Here is a 25,086-nt window from a genome sequence, read left to right on the forward strand (position 1 = left end):
CGCACGAAATATCCCGTAACTGACTGTGCCCAAGCGGTTTCGCGAAGTGGCCCGTAGGCCGTACCCTCCCATAGTGACCTCTTGGGGGGTTTCTCAACGATGACTGCAATTGCGCGCCATCTCATGCCATGTCCTGAGATCGGCGATACGACCGGGCCAACCGGCCGTGCCTCCGGGCCGCCCGACACGCGGGACGCCGGGCCAAGGCCGGGCTCGCCCCTGTGGACCTACTTCGCGGCGATCATCACGATCGGCCTGACCGCCCTCATGGTCGCGAGCGCCCGTCTGGGCGGCCCCGAGCTGGGGATGCTCGCCGCGGAACCTCTCTTCTGGGTGCTGGTCGCGCTGGTCTTCCTGGGTGAGTTGCGCCCGGTGATGGTGAGTTCGTCCGCGCTTGTCGGGGGCACCCCCACCTCGACAATGTTCACGTTCGCAGTGCTGATGCACTACGGACTCTCCGCCGCCGCGATCATGCAGGCGGTCGCGATGCTGGTCAGCGGGCTCGTCCATCGACGATCCTGGCACCGGATCGCGTTCAACGTCGCCCAGGTCACGCTCGCCTGCCTCGCCGCCGCCGTCACGTTCGGCATGTTCGGCGTGCACCCCGGGCCCCTGCACACCTGGACCCCCAGCGGGGCCGACATCCCGGCCATCGTGCTCGCCGGCTTGGCGTACTTCCTGGTCAGAGGCCTTCTGGTGTGCGGCGCGGTGGCACTGCACGAGCGCAAGTCCGTGCTCCGGGTGGTGAAGACCTCGCTCATCCCGCAGGGTCTCGTCTACGGCGCGCTGCTGGGCCTCGCGCCGCTGGTCGTCGTGGTGATGGAGCACTCCGCCGGGCTGGTGCCGCTGTTCGTGGCGCCGCTCGCGGCCGTCTATTTCACCGCCACGCTGTCGATGCGGCGCGACCACCAGGCGATGCACGACGGCCTGACCGGGCTTCCGAACCGCAAACTGCTCATTCTCCGTACGGAGGAAGCACTCGCCGAAGCCCGGGAAGACGAACGGGTGGGGCTGTTCCTGCTGGATCTCGACCGGTTCAAAGAGGTCAACGACACCCTGGGACACCCGGTCGGCGACCTGCTGCTCCAGATCGTGGCCCATCGGCTGACCCACTCCGTGCGGCCCGGTGACGTCGTCGCGCGTCTGGGGGGCGATGAGTTCGCCGTACTGCTGCCCCAGATCAGGGATGCCCAGGCGGCCAAGGAAGTGGCCTCCCGCCTGCGGGTGGCGCTGACCGAACCGGTGCGGCTCGAAGGGATGACCTTCGATCTCGACGCCTCCATCGGCATCGCCCTCTATCCCGACCACGCGCCGGACTTCGAGCTGCTGCTCCAGCGGTCCGACGTGGCGATGTACATGGCCAAGGAGGCCCGCTCGGGCGTCGAGTTCTATGTCGCGGAACGCGACCGCAACTCTCCGGAGCGCCTCAGCCTGCTCGGCGACCTGCGCCGGGCCATCGACAAGGCCGAACTCGAACTGCACTACCAGCCCAAGGTGGCGCTCCAGGACGGCCGGGTCGAGGGCGTCGAGGCGCTGCTGCGCTGGTGGCACCCGGTCCGCGGCCCCGTCTCGCCGGCCGAGTTCATCCCGCTGGCCGAGCAGTCCTACCTGATGCGGGAAATCACCCAGTACGTCATCGCCAAGGCCCTCGACCAGGCCGCCCGCTGGTGGCACTCCGGCCTGGAAGTCCCGATCTCGGTCAACGTCTCGGCCCGCGACCTGCTCGACTCCGGCCTCCCCGACCAGCTCGCAGCGGGTCTGGCCCGCTATTCGCTGCCCGCCAAGGCCATCCACCTCGAGGTCACCGAGCGCATCCTGATGACCGACCAGGCCTACTCGGCCGACACCATCCGCACGCTGGCGGAACTGGGCGTTCCCCTCGCGCTGGACGATTTCGGCACCGGCTACTCGACGCTCGTCCGGCTGCAACGACTCCAGGTCGACGAGGTCAAGATCGACGCCTCGTTCGTCCGGAAACTGGGCGAGTCGGCCGACGACGAGCGGATCGTGCGCTCGATCATCGATCTGGTGCGGTCGCTCGGATTGCGTGCCGTGGCCGAAGGCGTGGAATCCGCCGACATCGCCGCGCAATTGCGTGGAATGGGGTGCCATGCCGGGCAAGGCTGGTGGCTCGCCGAGCCGATGCCGGCCGAGGAGGCCGTCGTGTGGCTGCGGTCGCGTATGCGGCTGCCGATGGCCACGTCCACAGTGGAGTAAGTGCGTCGAGGAGGGGCTGCGGCGCGCCCTAGGATGAGGTGTCCACACTCCACCCAGGAATCGGGTTAAACGACTTATGTCTGCCATAACCCGCGACGAGGTCGCTCACCTCGCCCGGCTGTCCCGGCTGGCGCTGGCCGACGAGGAACTCGACCACTTCGCCGCCCAGCTCGACCAGATCGTCGGCGCGGTCGCGCGCGTGGCCGAGGTCGCCACCGCCGACATCCCGCCGTCGTCGCACGCGCTGCCGTTGACGAATGTGTTCCGGCCTGACGTCGTCGCCCCCAGCCTCACCAATGAGCAGGCCCTTTCTGGCGCGCCTGCCGTTGAGGACGACCGTTTCCGCGTGCCCCGGATCCTTGGGGAGGAGGCGTGAGCGAGCTGATCAAGAAGACCGCTTCCGAGCTCGGCGCCCTGATCGCCTCCGGTGAGGTCTCCGCCGTCGAGGTCGCGCAGGCGCATCTTGACCGGATCGCGGCTGTGGAAGATCGAGTACACGCGTTCCTGCACGTGGGTGCGGAGTCGGCCCTGGCCCAGGCCGCCGCCATCGACGCCCGGCGTTCCGCCGGCGAGGAACTGGGGCCGCTGGCCGGCGTGCCGATCGCCCACAAGGACGTCTTCACGACGAAGGACATGCCGACCACCGCCGGGTCGAAGATCCTCGAAGGCTGGCGTCCGCCCTACGACGCGACGGTCACCCGCCGTCTGCGCGAGGCCGGGCTGGTCATCCTCGGGAAGACGAACCTCGACGAGTTCGCGATGGGGTCCTCCACCGAGAACTCGGCTTACGGACCTACGCACAACCCCTGGGATCTCACTCGGATCCCCGGTGGCTCCTCGGGTGGCGCCTCCGCTTCGGTGGCCGCTTACGAGGCGCCGCTCTCCACCGGCACGGACACCGGCGGTTCCATCCGCCAGCCTGCCGCGGTGACCGGGATCGTCGGGATGAAGCCCACTTACGGTGGGTCTTCTCGATATGGGCTGATCGCGTTCGCCTCCTCGCTCGACACACCTGGGCCGTTCGCGCGCAATGTCATGGACGCCGCGCTTCTCCACGAGGCGTTCTCCGGGCACGACCCGATGGACTCGACCTCGATCGACCAGCCGGTTCCCTCTGTGGTCGAGGCCGCTCGGCAGGGTGACGTCGCGGGTCTGACGGTCGGTGTCGTCAAGGAATTCGGTGGCGATGGCTACCAGCCTGGCGTTCTCGCTCGGTTCCAGGAATCCGTTGAGCTGCTTGAGTCGCTGGGTGCGAAGGTCGTCGAGGTGTCCTGTCCCTCGTTCACCTACGCTCTGCCGGCTTACTACCTGATCGCTCCTTCCGAGTGTTCGTCGAACCTGGCTCGGTTCGATGCGATGCGATACGGGCTTCGGGTGGGGGACGACGGCACTCGGTCGGCTGAAGAGGTCATGGCTTTGACCCGGGCCGCTGGGTTCGGGCCTGAGGTCAAGCGGCGGATCATGCTGGGGACTTACGCGTTGTCCTCTGGCTATTACGACGCTTACTACGGGTCGGCTCAGAAGGTTCGCACGTTGATCTCGCGTGACTTCGAGGCCGCGTTCCAGCATGTGGACGTGCTCATCTCGCCGACGACGCCGACCACGGCGTTCCCGATCGGGGAGCGGGCCGACGACCCGATGGCCATGTATCTGGCTGACCTGTGCACCATTCCGTCGAACCTCGCTGGGAACGCGGCCCTGTCGGTGCCTTGTGGTCTCGCCGATGAAGACGGGATGCCGGTCGGGCTGCAGATCATGGCTCCGGTGCTTGGTGACGATCGGTGTTACCGGGTTGGCGCGGCTGTGGAGCGCGCGTTCGAGTCCCGCTGGGGCGGGCCGCTGCTGTCCAAGGCTCCGGCTCTGTAGAAACAGGGAAGGAGGGCGGCATGATCACTCGCATCGAGATCGACGGCTTCAAGTCGTTCGAGAACTTCGCGCTCGACGTGCCGCCCTTTCTCGTCCTCATCGGTACGAACGCCAGCGGCAAGTCAAACTTGCTTGATGCGCTGACGTTCCTGTCGACCGCCGCAACCGAAGATCTCGATGCTGCAGTGGACTTGGGGCGTGGCGACGCTCGTGGGCTCTTCCGGCGGCGCGGAGACGGCAGCGTTGTCGACAGCATGTGGTTCGCCCTGGAGATGAGCGATGTCCGCGAGGGGTTCCATACGCGGGCTCGCTATGAAGTCGAGTTCGCCTGGGGGATCCGGGCTGACCTGCTCGATGGCATCGTCGTCAGGTCGCAGCGCATCGCTTCCGGATTTGGCCGTTCGGATCAAGAGCCGGAATTGGGTGATTGGTTCCCAGTGACCCCAGGGACCCACAACCTATTGGGCTCCCCTGACGACCTTCCTGATGAAGACAACGACAGGGTCGGATTCCTTCTCATAGGGCGCGAGCTCAGTTTGATCCGCGCTCTGCACCTCGAGGCGGGAGCCCTTCGCCAGGCCAGCCGGATCGGCGGGGGATCGGCTCTCACTCCAGCCGGAAGACATCTGCCCAACTATCTCTTGGGGATGGGCCGGAAAACCGCGTCACCCGAGCGTCCACGTGGGGTGCTCAGCGAGATCGCCATGCATCTGGCGGGGCTGGTCAGAGAGGTCACCGAATTCGAGGTCATCGTCGATGAGGCCCGCCGCGACGTCCGGATCGGGTTCTCCTCGCCCTACCAGGACGATTTGAGCGCGGAGTTGGCCTCCGATGGGACGCTGCGCATTCTCGCGATGCTGGCTGTTCTGCACGACATCGGACTGGCCGCCGTCGAGGAGCCGGAGAACGGGGTCTTTCCCGAGAGGCTGAGGCAATTGCTGGTGATCGCGCAGGACCTCGAAGGAGACCGTCAGGTGATCTTCACCAGCCACGCTCCAGTGGTTCTCGATGCGGTCCCGCGGGAGAATATCGCCTACTTCGACATGACCACGGTCATCGAGAACGGTGCCCCGAGCCGGGTGACTCGAGCCCGTCGACTCCGCGACGAAGGCGGTCCTGCCTCCGTCGAAGGCGAGCGCTGGGCCAGAGTCACCGACTCCGAACTCGACCGCTTCCGCGTCGGTATCGAGGAGCCGGTCGGGTGAGAAGCGTGAGCTGCGTCCTCATCCGTGAAGGCCCTAGCGACGATTGGTTTCTGCCGATCTTGCTGCGCCGGGCTCTGGAGACGATGGTCATCGAGGACTTCCCGGCCTGCCGGGAGGTCCAGGAGATTCGCAGCCTCCCCAAGGCGGGTAATCAGCACCCCGATACGGTGCTCAAGGCCCTTGATGCCGAGCGGGGCACCTTCGACGTGGTCCTTTACCACCACGACGGCGCCCCGCCCGCCAAATCGGATGAGACCATCCGCCGTATGGTCCAGGCCTGGGAGTCCGTGAGGTCGCCCGAGCCGATGGTCGCAGTAGTCCCGATGAGAGAAACGGAAGCCTGGATCCTCGCCGACCAGGCCGCGATCTCCCGGGTTGTATGCGTGCGGAAGTTCGTAACGAATATCCCCGCCGGTCCCGCCGCTGAGGGTTGTCCGGACCCGAAAGCGACGCTGGCCGCGCTGCTGAAGAACGACGCTGGAATGAACCCCAGTAAGACCGGTGTTCTTCGCAATTTCTACGTATCCATGGCCGAAGCTACTGACATTGCCGTGCTGAAGAAGGTGCCGTCCTTCCGGCAGTGGTGGGCCGACATGATCAAAGCTCTGGAAGGACTGGGTTATCAGCATGGCTGACACGCCGACACTCATGCCGTACGACGAGGCGTTGGAGAGGTTCGAGCCGGTGCTCGGCCTGGAGACCCACGTTGAGCTCGGCACCAACTCGAAGATGTTCTGCGGCTGCCCGACGACCTTCGGCGCCCCGCCGAACACGCACGTCTGCCCGACCTGCCTGGCCTTCCCCGGAGCCCTGCCGGTCGCCAACGCGGCGGCGATCGAGTCGACGATCCGCATCGGCCTCGCTCTCAACTGCTCGATCGCCGAGTGGTGCAGGTTCGCCCGGAAGAACTACTTCTATCCGGACATGCCGAAGAACTACCAGATCAGCCAGTATGACGAGCCGCTCTGCTTCGACGGCTACCTCGACATCATCGTCGAGGGCAAGGCGGTCCGGATCGAGATCGAGCGCGTCCACCTCGAGGAGGACACCGGCAAGTCCACCCACGTCGGTGGCGCGACCGGCCGCATCCAGGGCGCCGATCACTCGATCGTCGACTACAACCGGGCCGGCATCCCGCTCGTCGAGATCGTCACCAAGCCCATCGAGGGCACCGACCGGCTCGCCCCCGAGGTCGCCCGCGCCTACGCGACCGAGCTGCGCGAGGTCATGCGCACCCTCGGTGTCTCGGATGTCCGCATGGACCAGGGTTCGATGCGCTGTGACGTCAACGTCTCGCTGATGCCGCGCGGCTCGAAGGAGTGGGGCACCCGTACCGAGACCAAGAACGTCAACTCCTTCCGCAGCATCGACCGCTCGGTCCGCGGTGAGATCGAGCGGCAGGCCGCGATCCTGGCCGGCGGCGGCCGGATCATCCAGGAGACCCGCCACTTCCACGAGGACACCGGCCTGACCACGTCGGGCCGTTCGAAGGAAGAGGCGCAGGACTACCGCTACTTCCCCGAGCCCGACCTGGTCCCGATCGCCCCCGACACGGCGTGGGTCGCCCAGCTCAAGGCTGAATTGCCGGAGCTGCCGTCGGTCCGTCGCGCGCGCCTGCAGTCGGAGTGGGGCGTCAGTGACCTCGACATGGAAGCCATGCACAACAACGACGCGTTCGGCCTGGTCGAGGCCACGGTCGAGGCCGGCGCCCCGGCGGCCGACGCGCGCAAGTGGTGGATGGGCGAGCTCGCCCGCCGCGCCAACGAGGGCGGCGTCACCCTGCACGACCTGCCGATCACGCCCGCGCAGATCGCCCGCGTGACCGAACTGGTGAAGTCGGGCGCGCTGAACGACAAGCTGGCGCGTCAGGTCCTCGAAGGCGTCCTGGCGGGCGAAGGCTCCCCGGACGAGGTCGTCGAGGCCCGCGGTCTGAAGATCGTCAACGACGACGGCGAGCTGTCGGCCATCATCGACCAGGTCATCGCCGACAACGCCGCCGCCGCCGAGAAGATCCGTGGTGGCAAGATCGCCGCAGTCGGTGCCCTGGTCGGCGGCGTCATGAAGGCCAGCCGAGGCAAGGCCGACGCCGGGCGCGCCCGCACCCTCATCCTCGAAAAGCTGGGCGTCAGCGAATAGAACGGGAGCGTCCGGGCCTGTGGCTTACAGGCCCGGACGCCCCTTCAAGACTCTTTCTTCCGTTACGGCTCCGACTGCCCGGCCCCGCCCACCGCTTCCGGCCCTCGCCATATCCGGCACCAACCACCCGCTCCCGCACCTCGCCGCAACGGACCAGGTTCGGCGCCATCTCAGCAGTTGTCGGTCGCCCGTTCCCGCGCCACGCCGCGACGGGCCCGATTCGTTCCTGCTCCCGCCGTATCGTTCGCCGCAGAGTCACGCCGCGACGGATCAGTGGATCATGTTCTCCCCTAATCCCGGTCGTATCCGATGTTGACCGCCCGCATCCGCACTACACAGGGAACGGGCAAGGTTGACACGGGCCCCAACCCCCGCCCCGGCGCATGACGGCGAATGGTTCTGCCACTAATTCATGATTCGTTTCATCCGCTGGCACCCCTGGAGCGAATGAGTCATGACAGTTCCCTGACGGGCCAAGGGTCCCCGCGCCCTGGCTTCGATATGAGAAGTCCGATGTCTTGCCCCGATTCCGCCGTTCGCGACCCCTTGACATGACTCCTGACAGGCCGAACCTCATGTTTTCACGACATATCCAGAAGAGGGTGCTTTAGGGTTAACTGAACGGGAGTTTCCCCTGAGCCGGAGGAGAGCAAGGCGTGCGGAACGCCGAAGCGTCCATCGACCCGCCGACGGATCCGTTCGCAGCGGATTCCGGGGCGGTTTCCGCACGTAAGCACCCCGTTCGCGCAGGTGGAACACTGCCTCCCGGCGTGTCATCGGACATCTTCGGCAGCGCGCCCCTCGTCAAGACGCCTCCCCCCGACGCGTCGTTACCGCCGCCGGCCAAGGTCGAGGTCTGGCCGGTCGCGGCCAGGCGCAGGGGCTGGACGACCGCGCCGCCCCCCATGCTCGATGATCTGCCCGATGACGAGCCGAAGGTCCGCTGGGTGCGGCCGTGTCTGTTCGTCGTGGCCGGGGTGCTGGCCGTCCTGTACGCCGTCCCGGCCTTCCTCATGGCCGGTCACGTCTACCCCGGGACCACCGTGCTCGGCGTCGACGTGGGCGGGATGACCGCCGCCGAGGCCACCCAGAGGCTGACCACCGGCCTGGTCGGGCCGGCCACGAACGCGATCGTGGTCCGTGACGGGACCAAGAGTGAGCGCATCAGCCCGGAGAAGAGCGGGCTCACGATCAACGTTCCGGAGACGGTGCAGGCGCTGCCCATCGGGTTCCCCAGCCCGTTCGACGTCTGGCGGGCGATGACCGACGGGCGTGAGGTCACCCCGGTCGTCCGGGTCGACAGCAACCGGCTGGGTGAGGTCATCTCGACCCAGTTGGCGCGCGGCATCGAGCAGCCGATGGTCGAAGGCGGCATCACGTTCGACGGGCTCCGGCCCGAGCCGGTCTATCCGGAGGAAGGGACCGCGCTCGACGTGCCCCGGGTCGCGGGGGCGGTGCGGAGCGCCTACCTGAACCCCGACATCATCGTCGACGTGAAACCGGCCAAGGCCACGCCCCGCGTGACGAAGGACGGGGTGAACCGGGCGGTCGCGTGGGCGCGCAAGGCGGTCGCGGCACCGGTCACGCTGACCAATGCGGGCACGTCGCTACAGCTCACGCCCACCGACATCGCGGCGGCGCTGAGCTTCGAGCCGGGAGAGACCGGCGGGCTGGAACCCCGGTTCGACGCGGCCGTGGCGACGCGCGGGATGCGGTTCGTGCCCGCGCAGGACGCCCCCCGCGACGCGACCTTCGACACCACCGGCGGACGGCCCGAACTCGTGCCCGGACGTCCCGGGATCGGGATCGACACCTCCAAACTGGGCGCGCAGATCATCACCGTCCTCGGCCGGGAGACCGACCGGGTCGTGACCGTGCCGCTGACCGAGCTCAGGCCCGGCCTCGACGACAAAGAGGCCGCCTCGCTGGGCATCGAGGCCGAGCTGGTCCGGGTCGACATGAGCTACACCTGTTGCCAGCCGCGCGTGGAGAACATCAAGGAGACCGTCCGGCGTGTCAACGGCCTGATCATCCGGCCCGGCGAGACGTTCTCCCTGAACCAGGTCACCGGGCGCCGTGAGGGCGTGTCCGGCTTCGTCGGTCTCGGCGAGCCGATCGAGATACGGGGGCGTAGCGGCCAGGACGTCCCGGGGATCTCGGTCGCCGGGACGGTCCTGTTCAACGCCGCGCTCGGGAGCGGCCTCGACATCGTCGAGGCGGTGCCGCACGAGTCGTTCCTGCCGCCCTATCCGGCCGGGCGCGAGGTGGTCGTCTCCTATCCGGAACCCGACCTGGTCTGGCGCAACAACACCGACTACGGGGTGCTCATCCAGGCCTCGGCCACCGACACGGTGATGAAGGTGTCCCTGTGGGGGACCAAGACCTTCACCGTGAAGATCACCCAGAGCGCCCGCACCCGGTTCACCCCCGCCCCGAAGATCAAGGGGCCGGAGGTGGGCTGTGTGCCCCTGGTGGGCAGCAGCGGCTTCATGATCATGACGACCCGCGAACGCGTCCGCCTCGACGGCACGGCCGAGCCCCCGGAGTACATCAAGACGATCTACAAGCCCCGGGCCGAGATCGTCTGCCCCTCCACTGAAACGAGCTAGGCGTCAGCGCACCGGGATGACCAGGATGCGGTCGTCGCCGTTCTTCGGGTCGCCCCGGCCGTCGCGGTTGCTCGTGCCCACCCACAACGATCCGTCAGGCGCCGTCGCCACCGAGCGCAGGCGGCCGAACTCACCTTCGTACAGCGCCTCCGGCCGTCCCGCCACCCCGTCCTGGGTCACCGGGACCTTCCACAGCCGCTCGCCGCGCAGGCCCGCCGCCCACACCGCGTGCCCGGCATAGGCCAGCCCGGACGGCGAGGCCTCGTCGGTCGACCACGTCACCAGCGGGTTCACGAAGCGGTCGTCGGCGGCGACGCCCTCGACCTCGGGCCAGCCGTAGTTGCCGCCCGCGCGGATCAGGTTGACCTCGTCGAAGGAGTTCTGGCCGAACTCGGTGGCGTACATGTTGCCGCTCTCGTCCCAGGCCAGGCCCTGGACGTTGCGGTGACCCATGCTCCAGACCAGGCTGCCGAACGGGTTCTCGGGGGCCGGTTTCCCGTCGGACGTCATGCGGAGGATCTTCCCGGCCAGGGAGTCGCGGTTCTGGGACAGACCGCGGTCGCCGATCTCGCCCGTGGAGGCGTACAGGAAACCGTCGGGGCCGAAGGCAAGGCGGCCGCCGTTGTGGTTGCCGCCCTTCGGGATGCCGGTCACGATCGGCTGCGGGTCGGACAGCGTGCCGTCGAAGCGGTAGCGGACGATCCGGTTGTCCGTGGATGAGGTGAAGTAGACGAAGATCTGCTGGTCCTCGTCGTACGAGGGAGAGACCGCGATGCCCATGAGGCCGCCCTCCCCGGACGCGGCCACCCCGTCGACCGTCCCGATCTCGGTCTTGCGGCCCGACGCGGCCACCTGGACGATCTGCCCGGAGTTGCGCTCGGTCACGAGGCCGTCGCCGTTGGGCAGGAACGCGATGGCCCAGGGGACCTCGAGGCCCTCGACCAGAGTGCGCGGGCCGTCTGCGGGGGGAGCGGAGGTCGCGGCCGTCGCCGCGAGGGGGGTGGGCGTCACGCCCGTGCCCACTCCGGTCTCCGCGGTGCAGCTCACCGTCAGTGCCGCCGCCAGCGTGAGCAGCCCGGTCCGGCCTACGCGCATCAGTCACACCCTCCTGTGTCAGTCATTAGGGTTAAGTCCCGTGAAGATCTGGGTGGCCCCGCAGGCCGAGTCCGCAGTGCCGACTGACCTGGCCGACGTCGAATATGCGGTTTTCGACGGGCGAGACCACCCCGAACCGCCCGGTGCGCAGGACGTCGAGGTGTGGGTTCCCCCGCTCATCCCGGTGCCGGACATCTCGGAGCTGCTGTCGCGGATGACACGTTTGCGCCTCATCCAGACGGTTACCGCCGGGGTCGAACCCTACCTGCCCCACGTCCCCGATGGTGTGCTGCTGTGCAACGCCAGGGGCGTCCACGACGCGGGAACCGCCGAGTGGGCGGTCGGCGCGATGATCGCGACGCTGCGTGAGTTCCCGGCCTTCGTCCGCGCCCAGGAACGGGGCCGGTGGGCCTACCAGCACACCGGTGTCCTGGCCGACTCCACCGTTCTCATTCTCGGGTACGGCTCCATCGGCGCCGCCCTCGAACGCCGGCTGGCCGGGTTCGAGGTGGAGGTCGTCCGGGTGGCCAGAAGCGCGCGCGACGGCGTCCACGGCGAGGACGAACTGCCCGAACTGCTGCCCAGGGCCGACGTCGTGGTGCTGCTCGTGCCGGCCACACCGGGCACGAGGGGCATGGTCGACGCCGCGTTCCTGGCCCGGATGAAAGACGGCGCCCTGCTCGTCAACGCCGCCCGCGGGCCCGTCGTCGAAACCGGCGCGCTGCTGGCCGAACTCGAGTCGGGCCGGCTCCGAGCGGCGCTCGACGTCACCGATCCCGAGCCGCTGCCCGAAGGTCATCCGCTCTGGAAGGCGCCCAACCTGTTCCTCACCCCCCACGTCGCGGGCAGCACCCCGGCCTCGACCAGGAGGGCCCTGGTGTTCGTGGAGGCCCAGTTGCGCAGGCTGCACGAGGGGCATCCGCTGACCAATATCATCAGCGGGGGCTACTGAATCTGGTTCCGGACCGTAGCGGGGCCGTGACCTCGGGTCCGTACCGTGAATTCCTGTTTATCAGATCGGTGACGACTGGGCCGATGTCCTCATCAGGGGCGGCACCGGCGCGCAAACTGACGATGTGACCGGAAGTAAAGGGCGACGAGCGTGAACGGCACGCGTGACCCCAGGGTCTCGCTCATCGCCGCTGCCGGGCTCGGCGCGGTGATCATCGCCGCTGCCCTGATCGCGGGGGGATCGGCTTCCGCGGTGACGGCGGTGGCGGGCCTGGTGACGGGCCTGCTCGCAGCGGTCTCCCTGGTCGTGGCCTCGGGCCGGATCATCACGGGCGACCGTTCTACGAGTGACCGCAGAGAGGCCGTGGGCTGGCGGTGGCTGGCGGGTGGCGCGCTCACCTGGCTGGCCGGCATCGGCGTGCGCCCGGTCGCCGAGGGCACCGCCTTCGTCCTCACCTTCGCCGACCTGATGCTCCTGGTCGGGGCCCTGCTGATGATGATCGGCTGCTGGCTGACCTCGCTGCCGCCGCCGCAGAGCCGGGGGCTGTTCCGGCAGATCAGCGACGGCTACCTGTCGGCCGCCTCCCTGTTCGCGATCACCTGGGCGCTGCTGCTCGCGCCGATGTTCGCCAAGGCCGAGGAGCCGGGCGCCTTCTACACCACGCTCGCGCTGCCGGTGCTGTGCCTGCTGGCTACCTGCGCCGCGGCTCCGTTCGTGGCGATCTCCCGGGCGGCCAACCGCGCGGTCGGGCTGGCCGGGCTCTCGGTGCTGTTCGCGGTCACGGTGGCCGAGCTGGCCACGGCCGTGGCCCGCCTCAACGGCGTCGACCCGGTGGTCCCGGCCGGGCTGGTCGCGCCGCTCGGCTTCGTCGCTCTGGCCGTGGCGCCGTGGATCGAGGAGACCGGACGCCGCCGGGTGCCCTCCGACCAGCGCAACGCCGCGACCCCGCCCGTGGTGATCACCGCCGTCCCCTACGCCCTCGTGCTCGCGGCCGTGACCGTGGTGGCCGTGAAGGCCGCCGCCGCGACCGGTGACGTGCTGCTGCCGATCGTCTCGGTGTCGGCCGTCGCCGTGCTGCTGGCCCGGCTGCTCGTGGTCATGCTGTCCGCCGACGGGATGAAGCGGCAGATGATCGTGACCGAGCGGCAGCTGCGGCAGCTCGCCGAGAACACCGGTGACGTCGTGCTGATGGTCGACCTCGAGGGGGTCGTACAGGAGATCAGCGACGGCGTCGAGACCACCTACGGCTACGCGCCCGGCGACCTGCTCGGCAAGCCGATCGTCGACTACGTCCATCCCGAAGACGTGCCGGGCATCCAGGCGCTGCTGCGCAACGTCGCCGAAGACGAGGGCACCGAGCGCTACGGCACCTGCCGGCTGGCCTGCCGGGTCCGCGCCGCCGACGGGACCTGGCGGCCCACCGAGTCGGTCGCCTCCCGCGACGTCCGGCGCGAAGACCTGATCCTGGTGACCACCCGCGACGTCTCCGACCAGGTGGCGCTGCGCAACCAGGTCACCCATCTGACCTTCCACGACGGTGTGACCGGGCTGCCCAACCGGGCCTATTTCGAGGAGCGCACCCGCGAGGTGCTCGCCCGCTCGGCCGGCACCGCCGTGATCTTCCTCGACCTCGACGGGTTCACCGGGGTCAACGACTCCGTGGGCCACGCGAGCGGCGACTACCTGCTCGGGCAGGCCGCCCGGCGGCTGCGGCAGGCGCTGCGGGCCGACGACACGCTGGCCCGGTGGGGCGGCGACGAGTTCGCCGTGCTGCTGGAGGCGGGGGCCGACGCGCAGATGGTCGTCGACCTGGCCGAACGGCTGGTCCGGGCCGTCTCGCAGGAGCCGTTCCGGGTCGCCGACCGCGACATCGCGCTGACCGCCTCCGTCGGGGTGGCCTTCACCGAGCCCAGCACCTCCGCCGCCGACCTGCTGCGCAATGCCGATGTGGCGATGGCGCGGGCCAAGGGGCTGGGCGGGCGCCGCGTCGAGGTCTTCGCAGCCCACATGCACGCCGAAGCCGTACGCCGTCTGGAGACCGCCGCCGACCTGCAGCGGGCGCTGCTCGACCAGCAGTTCGCGATCGAATACCAGCCCGTGGTCGACTTGGCCACCTCGCGCGTCACCGCCGTCGAGGCGCTGGTGCGCTGGTGCCGGGGCAACGGCGAGTTCACCCCGCCCGAGCAGTTCCTCGGCACCGCCGAGGACACCGGCCTGATCGTGCCGCTGAGCGAGTGGATCCTGCGCGAGGCCTGCCGCGAGGTGGCCGAATGGCGCGCGGCCAACTGGGACATCGGCCTGTCGGTCAACCTGTCCAAGCGCCAGATCATGGCCGCCGGCTTCGTCGAGACCGTCTCGGAGGCCCTGGCCGACAGCGGTCTGCCCCCGAGCGCCCTCACTCTTGAGGTGATCGAGGAGATGCTCGTCGAGGACGCCGAGGACACCATCGGTAAGCTCTCCGACCTCCGGGCGCTCGGCGTCCGCCTCGCGATCGACGATTTCGGTACGGGTTACGCCTCCCTCGCCCTGCTGCGCCAGCTCCCGGTCGACATCATCAAGATCGACCCCTCCTTCGTCAGCGGCCTCGGCCGCGATGAAACACTCAGCCTTCTCACGCGCACCATTGTTCGTCTTGGGCATGATCTGGGGCTGATTGTGGTCGCCGAAGGAATCGAACGTCCCGAACAACTCGATCTGCTCCGTGAAATGGGCTGCAGTCGAGGTCAGGGCTATCTCGTAGGCCGCCCGATGGCCGCCCAGGGGGTCGATTCGCTCATGCGGACCAGCCTCACCGCGTCCGCATGATGAGATTCGTGTATCACGGGATTTGACGAGCACCCGTTGCATCGGACAAGGTGGGTCCATGCATCGCGGTGGGATCCTTCTTGTAGTACTTCGCAGGCGCGCCTGACGAAGTCCAAAGTCCTGCGCGCGCCGCCCCAGCTCCGCCTCTGCGGATGGGGCATTTTTTATGCCGGAACACGCCCAGCTCAGTCACAAGGAACGAGCCGATGACCGAACAGATGACAGGTGCTCAGGCCCTGGTGCGGGCACTGGAGCAGGTCGGGGTCGACACCGTGTTCGGGATCCCCGGCGGTGCGATCCTCCCCGCTTACGATCCCCTGTACGACTCCAAGAAGGTCCGGCACGTGCTCGTGCGTCACGAGCAGGGCGCCGGGCACGCCGCGGAGGGCTACGCCCAGGCCACCGGCCGCGTCGGCGTGTGCATGGCCACGAGCGGACCGGGCGCGACCAACCTGGTCACCCCCATCGCCGACGCCTACATGGACTCGGTGCCGATCGTCGCGATCACCGGGCAGGTCGCCTCTGCCGCCATCGGCACCGACGCCTTCCAGGAAGCCGACATCTCCGGCATCACCATGCCGATCACCAAGCACAACTTCCTCGTCACCGACCCCGCGGACATCCCCCGCACGATCGTCGAGGCGTTCCACATCGCGGCGACCGGCCGTCCCGGCCCGGTGCTGGTCGACATCTCCAAGGACGCGCTCCAGGCGACCACCACCTACACCTGGCCGGTCCAGATGCAGCTCCCGGGCTACCGCCCGGTCACCCGTCCCCACTCCAAGCAGATCAGGGAGGCGGCCCGGCTCATCGCCGAGGCCAAACGCCCGGTTCTGTACGTGGGCGGCGGCGTCCACAAGGCGACCGCGTCGCCCGAGCTCCTCGAACTGGCCGAGCTGACCGGCATCCCGGTCATCACGACGCTGATGGCCCGGGGCACCTTCCCCGACAGCCACCGCCAGCACCTCGGCATGCCCGGCATGCACGGCACGGTCGCGGCGGTCGGCGCGCTCCAGCGCAGCGACCTCATGATCGTGCTCGGCGCCCGCTTCGACGACCGGGTCACCGGCCGGCTCGACACCTTCGCGCCGCACGCCAAGGTCGTCCACGCCGACATCGACCCGGCCGAGATCTCCAAGAACCGCCACGCCGACGTGCCGATCGTGGGCGACTGCAAAGAGGTCATCTCCGACCTGGTCGCGGCGATCAAGGCCGACGGCAGGAAGGGCGACTACGCCGAGTGGTGGCGCCACCTCGACGCCTACCGCGAGACCTACGCCCTCGGCTACGAGACCTACGAAGACGGCTCGCTGGCCCCGCAGTACATCATGGAGCGCATCGGCGCCCTGGTCGGCCCCGACGCCATCTACACCGCGGGCGTCGGCCAGCACCAGATGTGGGCGGCCCAGTTCATCGGCTACGAGAACCCCGGTTCGTTCATCAACTCCGGCGGCGCGGGCACGATGGGCTTCGCGGTCCCGGCGGCCATGGGCGCCAAGATGGGCCGTCCCGACAAGGAAGTCTGGGCCATCGACGGCGACGGCTGCTTCCAGATGACCAACCAGGAGCTCGCGACCTGCGCGCTCGAAGGTGTGCCGATCAAGATCGCCGTCATCAACAACGGCAACCTCGGCATGGTCCGGCAGTGGCAGACGCTCTTCTACGATCAGCGCTACAGCAACACCGACCTCCAGTCGTCCCGCCGCATCCCCGACTTCGTCAAACTGGCCGAGGCCTACGGCTGCGTCGGCCTGCGCTGCGAGCGGCCGGAAGACGTCGACGACACCATCCGCAAGGCGATGGAGATCACCGACATGCCGGTCGTGATCGACTTCGTGGTGCACGCCGACGCCATGGTCTGGCCGATGGTCGCCGCCGGCACCAGCAACGACGACATCAAGTACGCCCGTGACATGGCGCCGAAGTGGGAGCACGAGGACTGATGAGCACCAGGCACACCCTCTCCGTTCTGGTCGAGAACAAGCCCGGCGTGCTCGCGCGGGTCTCGGCCCTGTTCAGCCGCCGCGGGTTCAACATCGACTCGCTCGCGGTCGGCCCGACGGAACACTCCGACGTCTCGCGGATGACGATCGTGGTCAACGTCGATGAGCTGCCGCTCGAGCAGGTCACCAAGCAGCTCAACAAGCTGGTCAACGTGCTCAAGATCGTCGAACTGGACATGACCCAGTCGGTGCAGCGCGAACTCATGCTGATCAAGGTGCGGGCCGACGCCGACTCGCGCAGCCACGTCCTGGAACTGGTCAACCTGTTCCGGGCCCGCTGCGTCGACGTCGCCCCTGACGCGGTCACGATCGAGGTCACCGGTACCGTCGACAAGCTGGAGGCGTTCGTGCGCGTCCTTGAGCCGTTCGGCATCAAGGAACTCGTGCAGTCGGGCATGGTGGCCATCGGCCGCGGTGCCCGGTCGATCACCGACCGCTCGCTCCGGGCCCTGGACCGGACCGCCTGAGATAAGAACCCGAAAGGTTATTTGAAGTGACTGAGATCTACTACGACAACGACGCCGATCTGTCGATCATCCAGGGCCGCCACGTCGCCGTCCTGGGCTACGGCAGCCAGGGCCACGCTCACGCGCTCAGCCTGCGTGACTCCGGCGTCGACGTCCGTGTCGGGCTCCCCGAGGGCTCCAAGAGCCGGGAGAAGGTCGAAGCTGACGGCCTGCGGGTGCTCAACCCGTCCGAGGCGGTCGAAGAGGCCGACCTGACGATGATCCTGGCGCCCGACCACATCCAGCGCCACCTCTACGCCGAGCACGTGGCCCCGAACCTCGTCCAGGGCGACGCCCTGTTCTTCGGCCACGGCCTCAACATCCGCTACGGCCTGATCGAGGCCCCCGAGGGCGTCGACGTCGCCATGGTCGCCCCGAAGGGCCCGGGCCACCTGGTCCGCCGCCAGTACGCGGCCGGCCGCGGCGTGCCCTGCCTCGTGGCCGTCGAGAAGGACGCCACCGGCAACGCCTGGCAGCTCGCGCTGTCGTACGCGAAGGGCATCGGCGGCACCCGCGCCGGCGCGCTCAAGACCACCTTCACCGAGGAGACCGAGACCGACCTGTTCGGCGAGCAGGCCGTGCTCTGCGGCGGCGTGTCCGAGCTCATCAAGGCCGGTTTCGAGACCCTGATCGAGGCGGGCTACCAGCCCGAGGTCGCCTACTTCGAGTGCCTCCACGAGATGAAGCTGATCGTCGACCTCATGTACGAGGGCGGCATCCACAAGATGTACTGGTCGGTTTCCGACACCGCGGAGTACGGCGGCTACAGCCGCGGCCCGCGCCTGATCAACGACGAGACCAAGAAGGAGATGCGCCGCATCCTCGACGAGGTCCAGTCGGGCGAGTTCGCGCGTGAGCTCGTGGCCGAGTTCGACGGCGGCCAGAAGCGCTTCCAGCAGTACCGCGACGAACTGGCCGAGCACCCCATCGAGAAGACCGGCGCCAAGCTGCGTCCGATGATGAGCTGGCTGCAGAACCAGGCCTAAAGCACCGAAAAAGGCCCGGCCCCCCGTAAAACGGGGAAGCCGGGCCTTTTGGCAACCAGGGTGCCTTGAATGTGGCAACTGGGTAGCCTACGCTGGTGAAGCGGTATGACCTGCTCAACCGGATGGCCCGCCTGGCCAGGAAGTTCGGCTACGAGTTCTCGAAGACACCCGACGTCAATGGCGGGAGCCACGACAAGTGATATGTCGGGGGAGACGCGATCATCGTGCCCCGGCACAATGAGATCAACGAGTTGACGGCCAAGGGCATCCTCCGCACGTGGGAGGAACTCCTGCGGGAATCGGCCGAGTCGGAGGAGGACCAGTGAGCACCTTCCGGGTGACGGCTCAGAAGTCTGAAGACTGGTGGGCGCTGAGGGTGGAAGGCCCGGGGTTGTCCCGGCCGGCGCACACTCAGGTCCGTCGTCTCGACAAGGCCGAGGACATGGTCCGTGACCTGCTGGCCCTTCACTTCGACGGCGACGCGTCGCACATCGGCGACATCGAGATCATCCCCGCCGACGAGCCCCTTGCCGACGAACTGGCCAGCACCCGCCGGGTCCGGCGCGAGGCGGATCGTCTCCGCGTGGAGGCGACCACACTCACCCGCTCCACGGCGCGGCATCTGAGAGAACGCGGCTACGCCCATCGCGAGATCGGGGTGTTGCTCGGAGTGAGCCACCAGGCTGTCGGCAAGCTACTAGGGGAAGAGTCCAGGCATCGGGTGGACGTCTAGCCAGGAATACGAAAAGCCCGGCCCCTTGATCGGAGGGGCCGGGCTTTGTGTTGCTCAGAGTGGGACCGACACCAGGAAGGCGCAGTCTCCGAAGCTGATTTCGTCACCGCTGCGGACGCGGGCCGGGCCTACCAGGCGCCACCCGTTCAGGCGGGTGCCGTTCAGTGAGCCCAGGTCGACCAGCAGCCAGTGGTCTTCTTCTCGTCGCAGTTCCGCGTGGATCCGCGACACGGTCAGGTCGGCCAGGACCAGGTCGCAGGCCGATCCTCGCCCCACGACGTACCGGATCCGCGTGTCGGCCGGTAGTGCGAGGCGGGGTAGTTTCGGGCGGCGCCAGGCCGCCCGCAGGCGCGTGCTGAAGTCGGACATCGAACCCACGATGTGGGTCGCCCGGCGCCGGAACCTGCCCCGCTGGGGCAGGTCGGCGACGAGTTGTTCTAGCTCTGCGGCACTGCGTGCCCGCAGTGCCTGGTCGACCCTGCCGACGAACGTCTCCATGGAGAGATGGCCTTCAGCCGCCCGCTCTCTCAGCTCGTTGAGCGCACGCTCGCGATCCTCATCAGAGGCGCGCACGTGAGGCTCGGAGCTCATGTCTGGAGTATCCGCTTTCGGTCAGGCCGGTGTCCAGATAGCCCCTGTGATCAGGGCTTAGCGAAGTCTTGAGTCCAGTATGGCCCACCCGCGGCCACGTGACCCACGCCAATGTGCGTATAGGTGCAATTCATGATGTTGGCCTTGTGTCCGGGGCTGTCCATCCAGCCCTGAACGACCTGGGCGGCCGTCTGGTAGCCCTTGGCGATGTTCTCGCCGGCGGCGCGGAAGCTGAAGCCGGCCTGACGGATCCGGTCGGAGAACTTGCGGCCGTCAGCCGAGTCGTGGCTGAAGTAGTTCTTCGCCGACATGTCGGCCGAGTGGCCGAGCGCGGCGGCGCGGAGCTTGGCGTCGTGCGTCAGGGGGCCGCAGCCGCCCTTGGCGCGCTCGGCGTTGGTCAGTCGCACGACCTCGTTCTCGACGGTCGTTCCGACGGTGGTTCCGCCCGGGGCGGGGGACGCCGTCGGAGTGGCGCTCGGCGAGGCGGAGGGCGTCGCCGAAGGCGAGGGCGACGGAGAGGGCGACGGCGCGGGAGCCGGCGTGCACGAGGTGATGTTCACCCTGCGCGAGTTGACGACCTGGCCGAAGCGGCCGGTCACCTGGGTGTAGTAGACGCCGGGGGCGCACGCCGCGCGGACGCGCAGTTTCGCCGTGCGGACCACCTTGGAGCCGCTCTTGAGCGTGGTGTCCGGGCCGGCGACGGCCTGCTTGATCCGCACGCGGACCCTGGTCTTGCCGAAGCAGCGGCCGGTACGGGAGCCGACGGCGGAGAGCTGGCCGAGCTGGTTCACGGCCGGTTTCGAAGCGGCGATGCGGCAGCGGGCGGCCTGTGCCTGCGCCGCCGACGCCGAGGCGGAGGTGGAGGCGGACGCAGAACTGGTCGCCGGGAGAGTGGCGACCAGCAGCACACCGGCGCAGAAGAGCGCGCGGAGTGAAGTCTTCATGAACTTCCTTCCAGGGGTGGGGTTCCGAAGCTCTGGAATGGAACCGAAGTATGGCCTGGTCGGAAGCATCGTGGGAGGAAAACCGTCATATTCGGTGACCTGGCCGAGATCTTCCCGTTACGGAATCCCTGATGGCCACGTTCCAAGCGAGGTTCATGTGATTTACGTCACATCGTGGGAAACCTGTGACAATTTGGTGCTCGTGAGGTCGTATTTGAAGGTCATCAGGACCCCGACGAGGATGATCGCGGCCGGGATCAGAGTGATCCCGATCAGCACCGCGAACTGGGCGCTCTCCGGCTGCACGACCGGGTTCTTCGGGTCAGACTCGAGGAAGCCGCCGATGGCCAGAACCGCGCCGTAGATGGTCGCGCCGAAGGCGGCCACCGCGCTCTCCACGGCGGTCCACAGGCCGGTGAACACCCCGCCGCGCCGCTTCCCGCTCGTCAGGCCGTCGTACGCGATCACGTCCGCCAGCATCGAGAACTGGAGCAGCTGGAGGCCGGCGTACCCGACGCCGACCACGACGATCACGATGTGGGCGTAGACCGGCCCGAACACGGGGGTCAGGACGGCCGCGGTCGCGCCGGACATGAACAGGATGCCCGCCAGGATCATCGCGCCGCGCTTGTCGAGCCTCCTGGCCAGCCACACCCACAGCGGCATCGTCACGAGCATCGGGCCGACCAGCGCCGCGAACAGGGTCGTCGTCGCGCCGGTGCTGTTCAGGGTGTAGGCGGCGAAGTAGGGGGCGCCGGCGAGCATGACGTACGCGCCGAGCGTCTGTGCGCTGCTCAGGCCCAGCAGCCACATGAAGGGCCGGGAGGTGCGGGCCGCCCTGAGCTGGGCCCTCAGGGTGCCCTCAGGCTCCGCCTGGCCCGTGAAGGGCGCGTTCGCGGTGCCGAAGAACGAGGCCAGCATCGCCACGAGCAGGACCACGCCGAACACGATGCCCATGAGGCGGTAGCCCTCGACGGTGTCACCGGCGAGGATCGGCGCCAGGATGCCGCTCATGCCGATGCCGATCGCGATGAAGATCATGCGCCACTGCAGCAGCGAGGTGCGCTCGTGGTAGTCGTGCGTCATCTCGGCCGGCATCGCCTTGTACGGGACCTCGTACAGCGCGTAACCGCTGGCCGCGATGAGGAAGACGGCCCCGACGTAGAGCGCGGCCGGGACGCCGGTGAGCGGCGGCCCGAGGAACATGACCACGAAGGAGATCGGCAGGATCGCGGCCCCGCCCAGCATCCACGGACGCCGGGGGCCCCACCGTGACACCGTCTTGTCGGACCACTGCCCGACGAGGGTGTTGGCGATCAGGTCCCATGCCTTCGGCAGGAACACCACGACGCCGGCCAGCAGCGGATCGACGGCCAGCACGTTGGTCATGTAGATCAGCAGCAGCAGGCCGGGAATCGTGGTGAAATTCGCCGTCGCGAAGGAGCCGACGGCATAGCCGAGGCGCACTCGGGTGGGGACCGTGACCATGGCGACATTCAAGCCCAATCACGGTAAATGGGGTAGGGAATCGATCAGTCCGTTACGTCGGCGCAGACGACGTGGGCCCCCAGCTCGATCATCCGGCGCTCGGTGAACGCGTCGGCCACCCGTGCCATCAGCACCGGGGCCTCGCTGGCCGCCAGTTGCGGCAGCCGCGCGCGCACCCCCCGATGGAGGTCGCGCACGAGGTCTTCGGCGTTGGCCGTGTGCACCTTGACGTGCAGCATGATCCCGGTGGTGCCGGAGACGGTCCGCGCGGCGGAGATCCACACGTGGTGTATGACCGAGTAGTCGCGCAGTAACTCCGCGATGGCCACCCGCAGCGCGGGCAGGATCGGATGGTTCGTACGCTGATATCCGGGGTCGACCACCTGCATCGCGCCCGACAGGTGCTGGCGCGGCTGGGGGATCCACGAAGCGGCGGCCGGAGCCTGCTGCTGCAGCGGCTGACGCACCGGCTGCACCGGTGGCTGCGTCGGCGCGCCCAGCGGCATGGGGGCCGCGGTGCGGACCGGCGGCTTGGGGATCCGGTCCATGCTCCCGGTCGCGTACGCGTTGGGCGTCGCACCCGACAGGACAGGGTGCGGGCCGCTGCGGGTCTGACGCAGATACCGCTGGAGGTCGTCGATCGGCACGGCCGCCGCCGCCGGCCCCGCGGCGTCGATGACGATCTCGCGGACCGCGGTCACCCGCTGGATGTCCAGGATCGTGTCGACGTCGCAGACCGACAGCGAATGGCTGCCCCGATGGCGCGCGTAGGTCGCCGGACCGGTGTATCCGAGCAGCACCCGTTCGCCACTCTGCGTGGTCCCGAGCACCACGGAACGATCGGGCCGGACGGCAACCAGGATGCCCCATTCCGCCAAAGCGGCGAGAAGTTGGTGCGGACTGCCGTGCTGGGCGAGCACTTCGCCGAGAGCGGGATTCCCGATGCTCATATGCTGAACCATAGGTACCGAACCACGATTTAGCAGGCTAATCGCCAAGATTAGGTGCGATCAATACCAACTTGGCGGGAGTCTGGATTGGCTCGGTCCAAGCCGGGTATCCACCCTAATCTGCTGTTTACGTGAAGAAGTCTCACGACTCCCCTGAGTAACAACCGTCTCGTATGGCGGATCCTCCGAGGGCACTCCGAAGAGCGCGGATAGACTTCGGGCGACCGATGAAGTCGTCACGTTCGAAGGAAATCACCAGTGAACAAGCCCGTCGTACTGGTCGCAGAGGAGCTCTCCCAGGCCGGTCTCGCCGTCCTCGGAGCGGACTTCGAGGTCCGTCAGGTCGACGGGGCCGACCGGTCCGCGTTCCTCCCGGCTCTCTCCGACGTGGACGCTCTGATCGTCCGCAGCGCCACCCAGGTCGACGCCGAGGCCGTGGCCCACGCGCCGAAGCTGCGCGTGGTCGCCCGTGCGGGTGTCGGCCTCGACAACGTCGACGTTGAGGCGGCCACCAAGGCCGGCGTCATGGTCGTCAACGCGCCCACCTCGAACATCACCAGCGCCGCCGAGCACACCGTGGCGCTCATCCTCGCCTCGGCCCGCAACGTCGCCCAGGCCCACTCCGCGCTCAAGGCCGGCGAGTGGAAGCGGTCCAAGTACACCGGTGTCGAGCTCGACGAGAAGGTCATCGGCATCCTCGGCCTCGGCAAGATCGGGCAGCTCGTCGCGCAGCGCCTCGCGCCGTTCGGGGTGACCCTGATCGCGTACGACCCCTATCTCCCGGCGGCCCGCGCGGCCCAGATGGGCGTCCAGCTCCTCTCGCTGGAGGAAGTGCTGGCGCAGGCCGACTTCATCACCGTCCACCTGCCGAAGTCCAAGGAGACCATCGGCCTGATCGGTGAGCGCGAGCTCCACATGGTCAAGCCGAGCGTCCGCCTGATCAACGTCGCGCGCGGCGGCATCATCGACGAGAACGCCCTTTACTCCGCCATCAAGGAGGGCCGGGTCGCCGGCGCCGGCATCGACGTGTTCCCCAAGGAGCCCGTCACCGACAGCCCGCTGTTCGAGCTCGACCAGGTCGTCGTCACGCCGCACCTCGGCGCCTCCACCCACGAGGCCCAGGAGAAGGCCGGCACCCAGGTGGCCCGCAGCGTCAAGCTCGCGCTCGCCGGTGAGTTCGTGCCCGACGCGGTCAACGTCCAGGGCGGCGCCGTCGCCGAGGAGGTCAAGCCGGGTCTGCCGCTGACCGAGCGTCTCGGCCGCGTCTTCACCGCCCTCGCGGGCGAGGTCGCCACGCGCCTGGTCGTCGAGGTCCGGGGCGAGATCGCCTCGCAGGACGTCCGGGTGCTGGAGCTGGCCGCGCTCAAGGGCGTCTTCACCGACGTGGTCGAGGGTGGCGTCACCTATGTGAACGCGCCGCTGCTGGCCCAGGACCGGGGCACCGTCGTCGAGCTGGTCACCAGCCCCGACAGCCCCGACTGGCGCAACGTGATCACCGTCCGCGGCGTGCTCGCCGACGGCCGCACGGTCTCGGTCTCCGGCACGCTGTCCGGCCCGCGCCAGATCACCAAGATCGTCGAGGTCAACGGCTTTACGATGGAGATCGAGCCGACCGACCACCTGGCGTTCTTCACCTACACCGACCGCCCCGGCATCGTCGGCATCGTCGGCCGCCTGCTCGGCGAGCAGAGCGTCAACATCGCCTCGATGCAGGTCGCCCGTGGCGCCAAGGGCGGCAAGGCCCTGATCGCGCTGACCCTCGACACGGCGGCCCCGGCCGACGTGGTCGACCAGATCGCCGCCGAGATCGGTGCCGACAGCGGCCGGGTCGTGGACCTGGAGGGCTAAAGCCTTTGGACGGAAGCCGCTCTCTTCTTCGGAAGGGGGCGGCTTTGTCGTCTCAAGAAGTGAGATGGTAGGTCGTCCTACGAGACGGCTGGGGTACTGTGAAAAACATGCGTCGGGTACTCGTAATCACCTGCCGCGGCGGGGTCTGATCC

At 68.3% G+C, this 25,086-nt stretch carries 19 protein-coding genes; 14 read left to right on the forward strand and 5 right to left on the reverse strand.

The features are described 5' to 3' along the window. The first annotated feature begins 123 nt into the window (after positions 1 to 123). The 7 genes from AW272_RS09510 to AW272_RS09540 all read left to right on the forward strand — a co-directional run bounded on the left by AW272_RS09510 (position 124) and on the right by AW272_RS09540 (position 10,033). Positions 124 to 2,217 carry a putative bifunctional diguanylate cyclase/phosphodiesterase gene (locus AW272_RS09510; protein WP_066362808.1) on the forward strand — a complete coding sequence of 698 codons (2,094 nt, stop codon included), beginning with the start codon at positions 124 to 126 and terminating at the stop codon, positions 2,215 to 2,217. A 76-nt stretch (positions 2,218 to 2,293) separates the two neighbouring features. After that, a complete protein-coding gene (gene gatC, locus AW272_RS09515) occupies positions 2,294 to 2,593 on the forward strand; it encodes an Asp-tRNA(Asn)/Glu-tRNA(Gln) amidotransferase subunit GatC (RefSeq protein WP_066362810.1) in 300 nt (99 codons plus the stop codon). Next, positions 2,590 to 4,083, forward strand: a complete 1,494-nt coding sequence (gene gatA / locus AW272_RS09520; protein ID WP_066362811.1) for an Asp-tRNA(Asn)/Glu-tRNA(Gln) amidotransferase subunit GatA — start codon at positions 2,590 to 2,592, stop codon at positions 4,081 to 4,083. The genes gatC and gatA overlap by 4 nt, the downstream gene beginning before the upstream one ends. Before the next feature lie 20 nt (positions 4,084 to 4,103). Then, on the forward strand, positions 4,104 to 5,288 hold the full coding sequence (locus tag AW272_RS09525; RefSeq protein ID WP_066362812.1) for an AAA family ATPase: 1,185 nt from the start codon (positions 4,104 to 4,106) through the stop codon (positions 5,286 to 5,288). A 5-nt stretch (positions 5,289 to 5,293) separates the two neighbouring features. Beyond that, positions 5,294 to 5,923 carry a DUF4276 family protein gene (locus AW272_RS09530; protein ID WP_066362814.1) on the forward strand — a complete coding sequence of 210 codons (630 nt, stop codon included), beginning with the start codon at positions 5,294 to 5,296 and terminating at the stop codon, positions 5,921 to 5,923. Then, positions 5,916 to 7,424: an Asp-tRNA(Asn)/Glu-tRNA(Gln) amidotransferase subunit GatB gene (gatB, locus tag AW272_RS09535; protein ID WP_066362816.1), complete on the forward strand. Its 1,509-nt coding sequence runs from the start codon at positions 5,916 to 5,918 to the stop codon at positions 7,422 to 7,424. Before AW272_RS09530 ends, gatB begins: the two co-directional genes overlap by 8 nt. 770 nt (positions 7,425 to 8,194) lie before the next feature. After that, positions 8,195 to 10,033: a VanW family protein gene (locus AW272_RS09540; protein ID WP_066362817.1), complete on the forward strand. Its 1,839-nt coding sequence runs from the start codon at positions 8,195 to 8,197 to the stop codon at positions 10,031 to 10,033. A 3-nt stretch (positions 10,034 to 10,036) separates the two neighbouring features. On the opposite strand, the gene AW272_RS09545 is transcribed toward AW272_RS09540, so the two are convergent. Further along, the gene (locus AW272_RS09545) at positions 10,037 to 11,128 is read right to left on the reverse strand and encodes a PQQ-dependent sugar dehydrogenase (RefSeq protein WP_066362819.1); all 1,092 of its coding nucleotides are present in this window, start codon (positions 11,126 to 11,128) and stop codon (positions 10,037 to 10,039) included. Positions 11,129 to 11,168: 40 nt separating this feature from the next. On the opposite strand from AW272_RS09545, the gene AW272_RS09550 reads away from it, so the two are divergent. The 6 genes from AW272_RS09550 to AW272_RS09575 all read left to right on the forward strand — a co-directional run bounded on the left by AW272_RS09550 (position 11,169) and on the right by AW272_RS09575 (position 19,113). Further along, positions 11,169 to 12,080 (forward strand): 2-hydroxyacid dehydrogenase, encoded by a 912-nt coding sequence (locus AW272_RS09550; RefSeq protein ID WP_066362821.1) that lies wholly within the window; start codon positions 11,169 to 11,171, stop codon positions 12,078 to 12,080. Between the two features lie 150 nt (positions 12,081 to 12,230). Then, a complete protein-coding gene (locus AW272_RS09555; RefSeq protein ID WP_245657360.1) occupies positions 12,231 to 14,885 on the forward strand; it encodes a putative bifunctional diguanylate cyclase/phosphodiesterase in 2,655 nt (884 codons plus the stop codon). Between the two features lie 152 nt (positions 14,886 to 15,037). Further along, positions 15,038 to 16,828, forward strand: a complete 1,791-nt coding sequence (locus AW272_RS09560; RefSeq protein ID WP_083958159.1) for an acetolactate synthase large subunit — start codon at positions 15,038 to 15,040, stop codon at positions 16,826 to 16,828. Then, entirely contained in the window at positions 16,828 to 17,355 is a 528-nt protein-coding gene (gene ilvN, locus AW272_RS09565; protein ID WP_066362825.1) for an acetolactate synthase small subunit, read from the forward strand. The genes AW272_RS09560 and ilvN overlap by 1 nt, the downstream gene beginning before the upstream one ends. A 35-nt stretch (positions 17,356 to 17,390) precedes the next feature. Then, positions 17,391 to 18,380, forward strand: a complete 990-nt coding sequence (ilvC, locus tag AW272_RS09570; protein WP_066363697.1) for a ketol-acid reductoisomerase — start codon at positions 17,391 to 17,393, stop codon at positions 18,378 to 18,380. 322 nt (positions 18,381 to 18,702) lie between these two features. Beyond that, positions 18,703 to 19,113 (forward strand): hypothetical protein, encoded by a 411-nt coding sequence (locus tag AW272_RS09575; RefSeq protein WP_066362826.1) that lies wholly within the window; start codon positions 18,703 to 18,705, stop codon positions 19,111 to 19,113. A 54-nt stretch (positions 19,114 to 19,167) separates the two neighbouring features. Here AW272_RS09575 and AW272_RS09580 read toward each other — a convergent pair whose 3' ends face one another. From AW272_RS09580 to AW272_RS09595, 4 genes are all read right to left on the reverse strand, one after another. Further along, positions 19,168 to 19,704, reverse strand: a complete 537-nt coding sequence (locus AW272_RS09580; protein WP_066362827.1) for an FHA domain-containing protein — start codon at positions 19,702 to 19,704, stop codon at positions 19,168 to 19,170. A gap of 50 nt (positions 19,705 to 19,754) precedes the next feature. Beyond that, positions 19,755 to 20,648 carry a CAP domain-containing protein gene (locus AW272_RS09585; RefSeq protein WP_066362828.1) on the reverse strand — a complete coding sequence of 298 codons (894 nt, stop codon included), beginning with the start codon at positions 20,646 to 20,648 and terminating at the stop codon, positions 19,755 to 19,757. 162 nt (positions 20,649 to 20,810) lie between these two features. Beyond that, positions 20,811 to 22,136, reverse strand: a complete 1,326-nt coding sequence (locus AW272_RS09590) for an MFS transporter (protein WP_066362830.1) — start codon at positions 22,134 to 22,136, stop codon at positions 20,811 to 20,813. Positions 22,137 to 22,180: 44 nt separating this feature from the next. After that, positions 22,181 to 23,086: a hypothetical protein gene (locus AW272_RS09595; protein WP_066362831.1), complete on the reverse strand. Its 906-nt coding sequence runs from the start codon at positions 23,084 to 23,086 to the stop codon at positions 22,181 to 22,183. Positions 23,087 to 23,344: 258 nt separating this feature from the next. Here AW272_RS09595 and serA point away from each other — a divergent pair, with 258 nt between their 5' ends. Further along, positions 23,345 to 24,934, forward strand: a complete 1,590-nt coding sequence (gene serA, locus AW272_RS09600) for a phosphoglycerate dehydrogenase (RefSeq protein WP_066362838.1) — start codon at positions 23,345 to 23,347, stop codon at positions 24,932 to 24,934. Positions 24,935 to 25,086 lie beyond the last annotated feature (152 nt).

Origin of the sequence: Herbidospora mongoliensis (genome assembly GCF_001570545.1) — a bacterium.
Classification (GTDB): domain Bacteria; phylum Actinomycetota; class Actinomycetes; order Streptosporangiales; family Streptosporangiaceae; genus Herbidospora; species Herbidospora mongoliensis.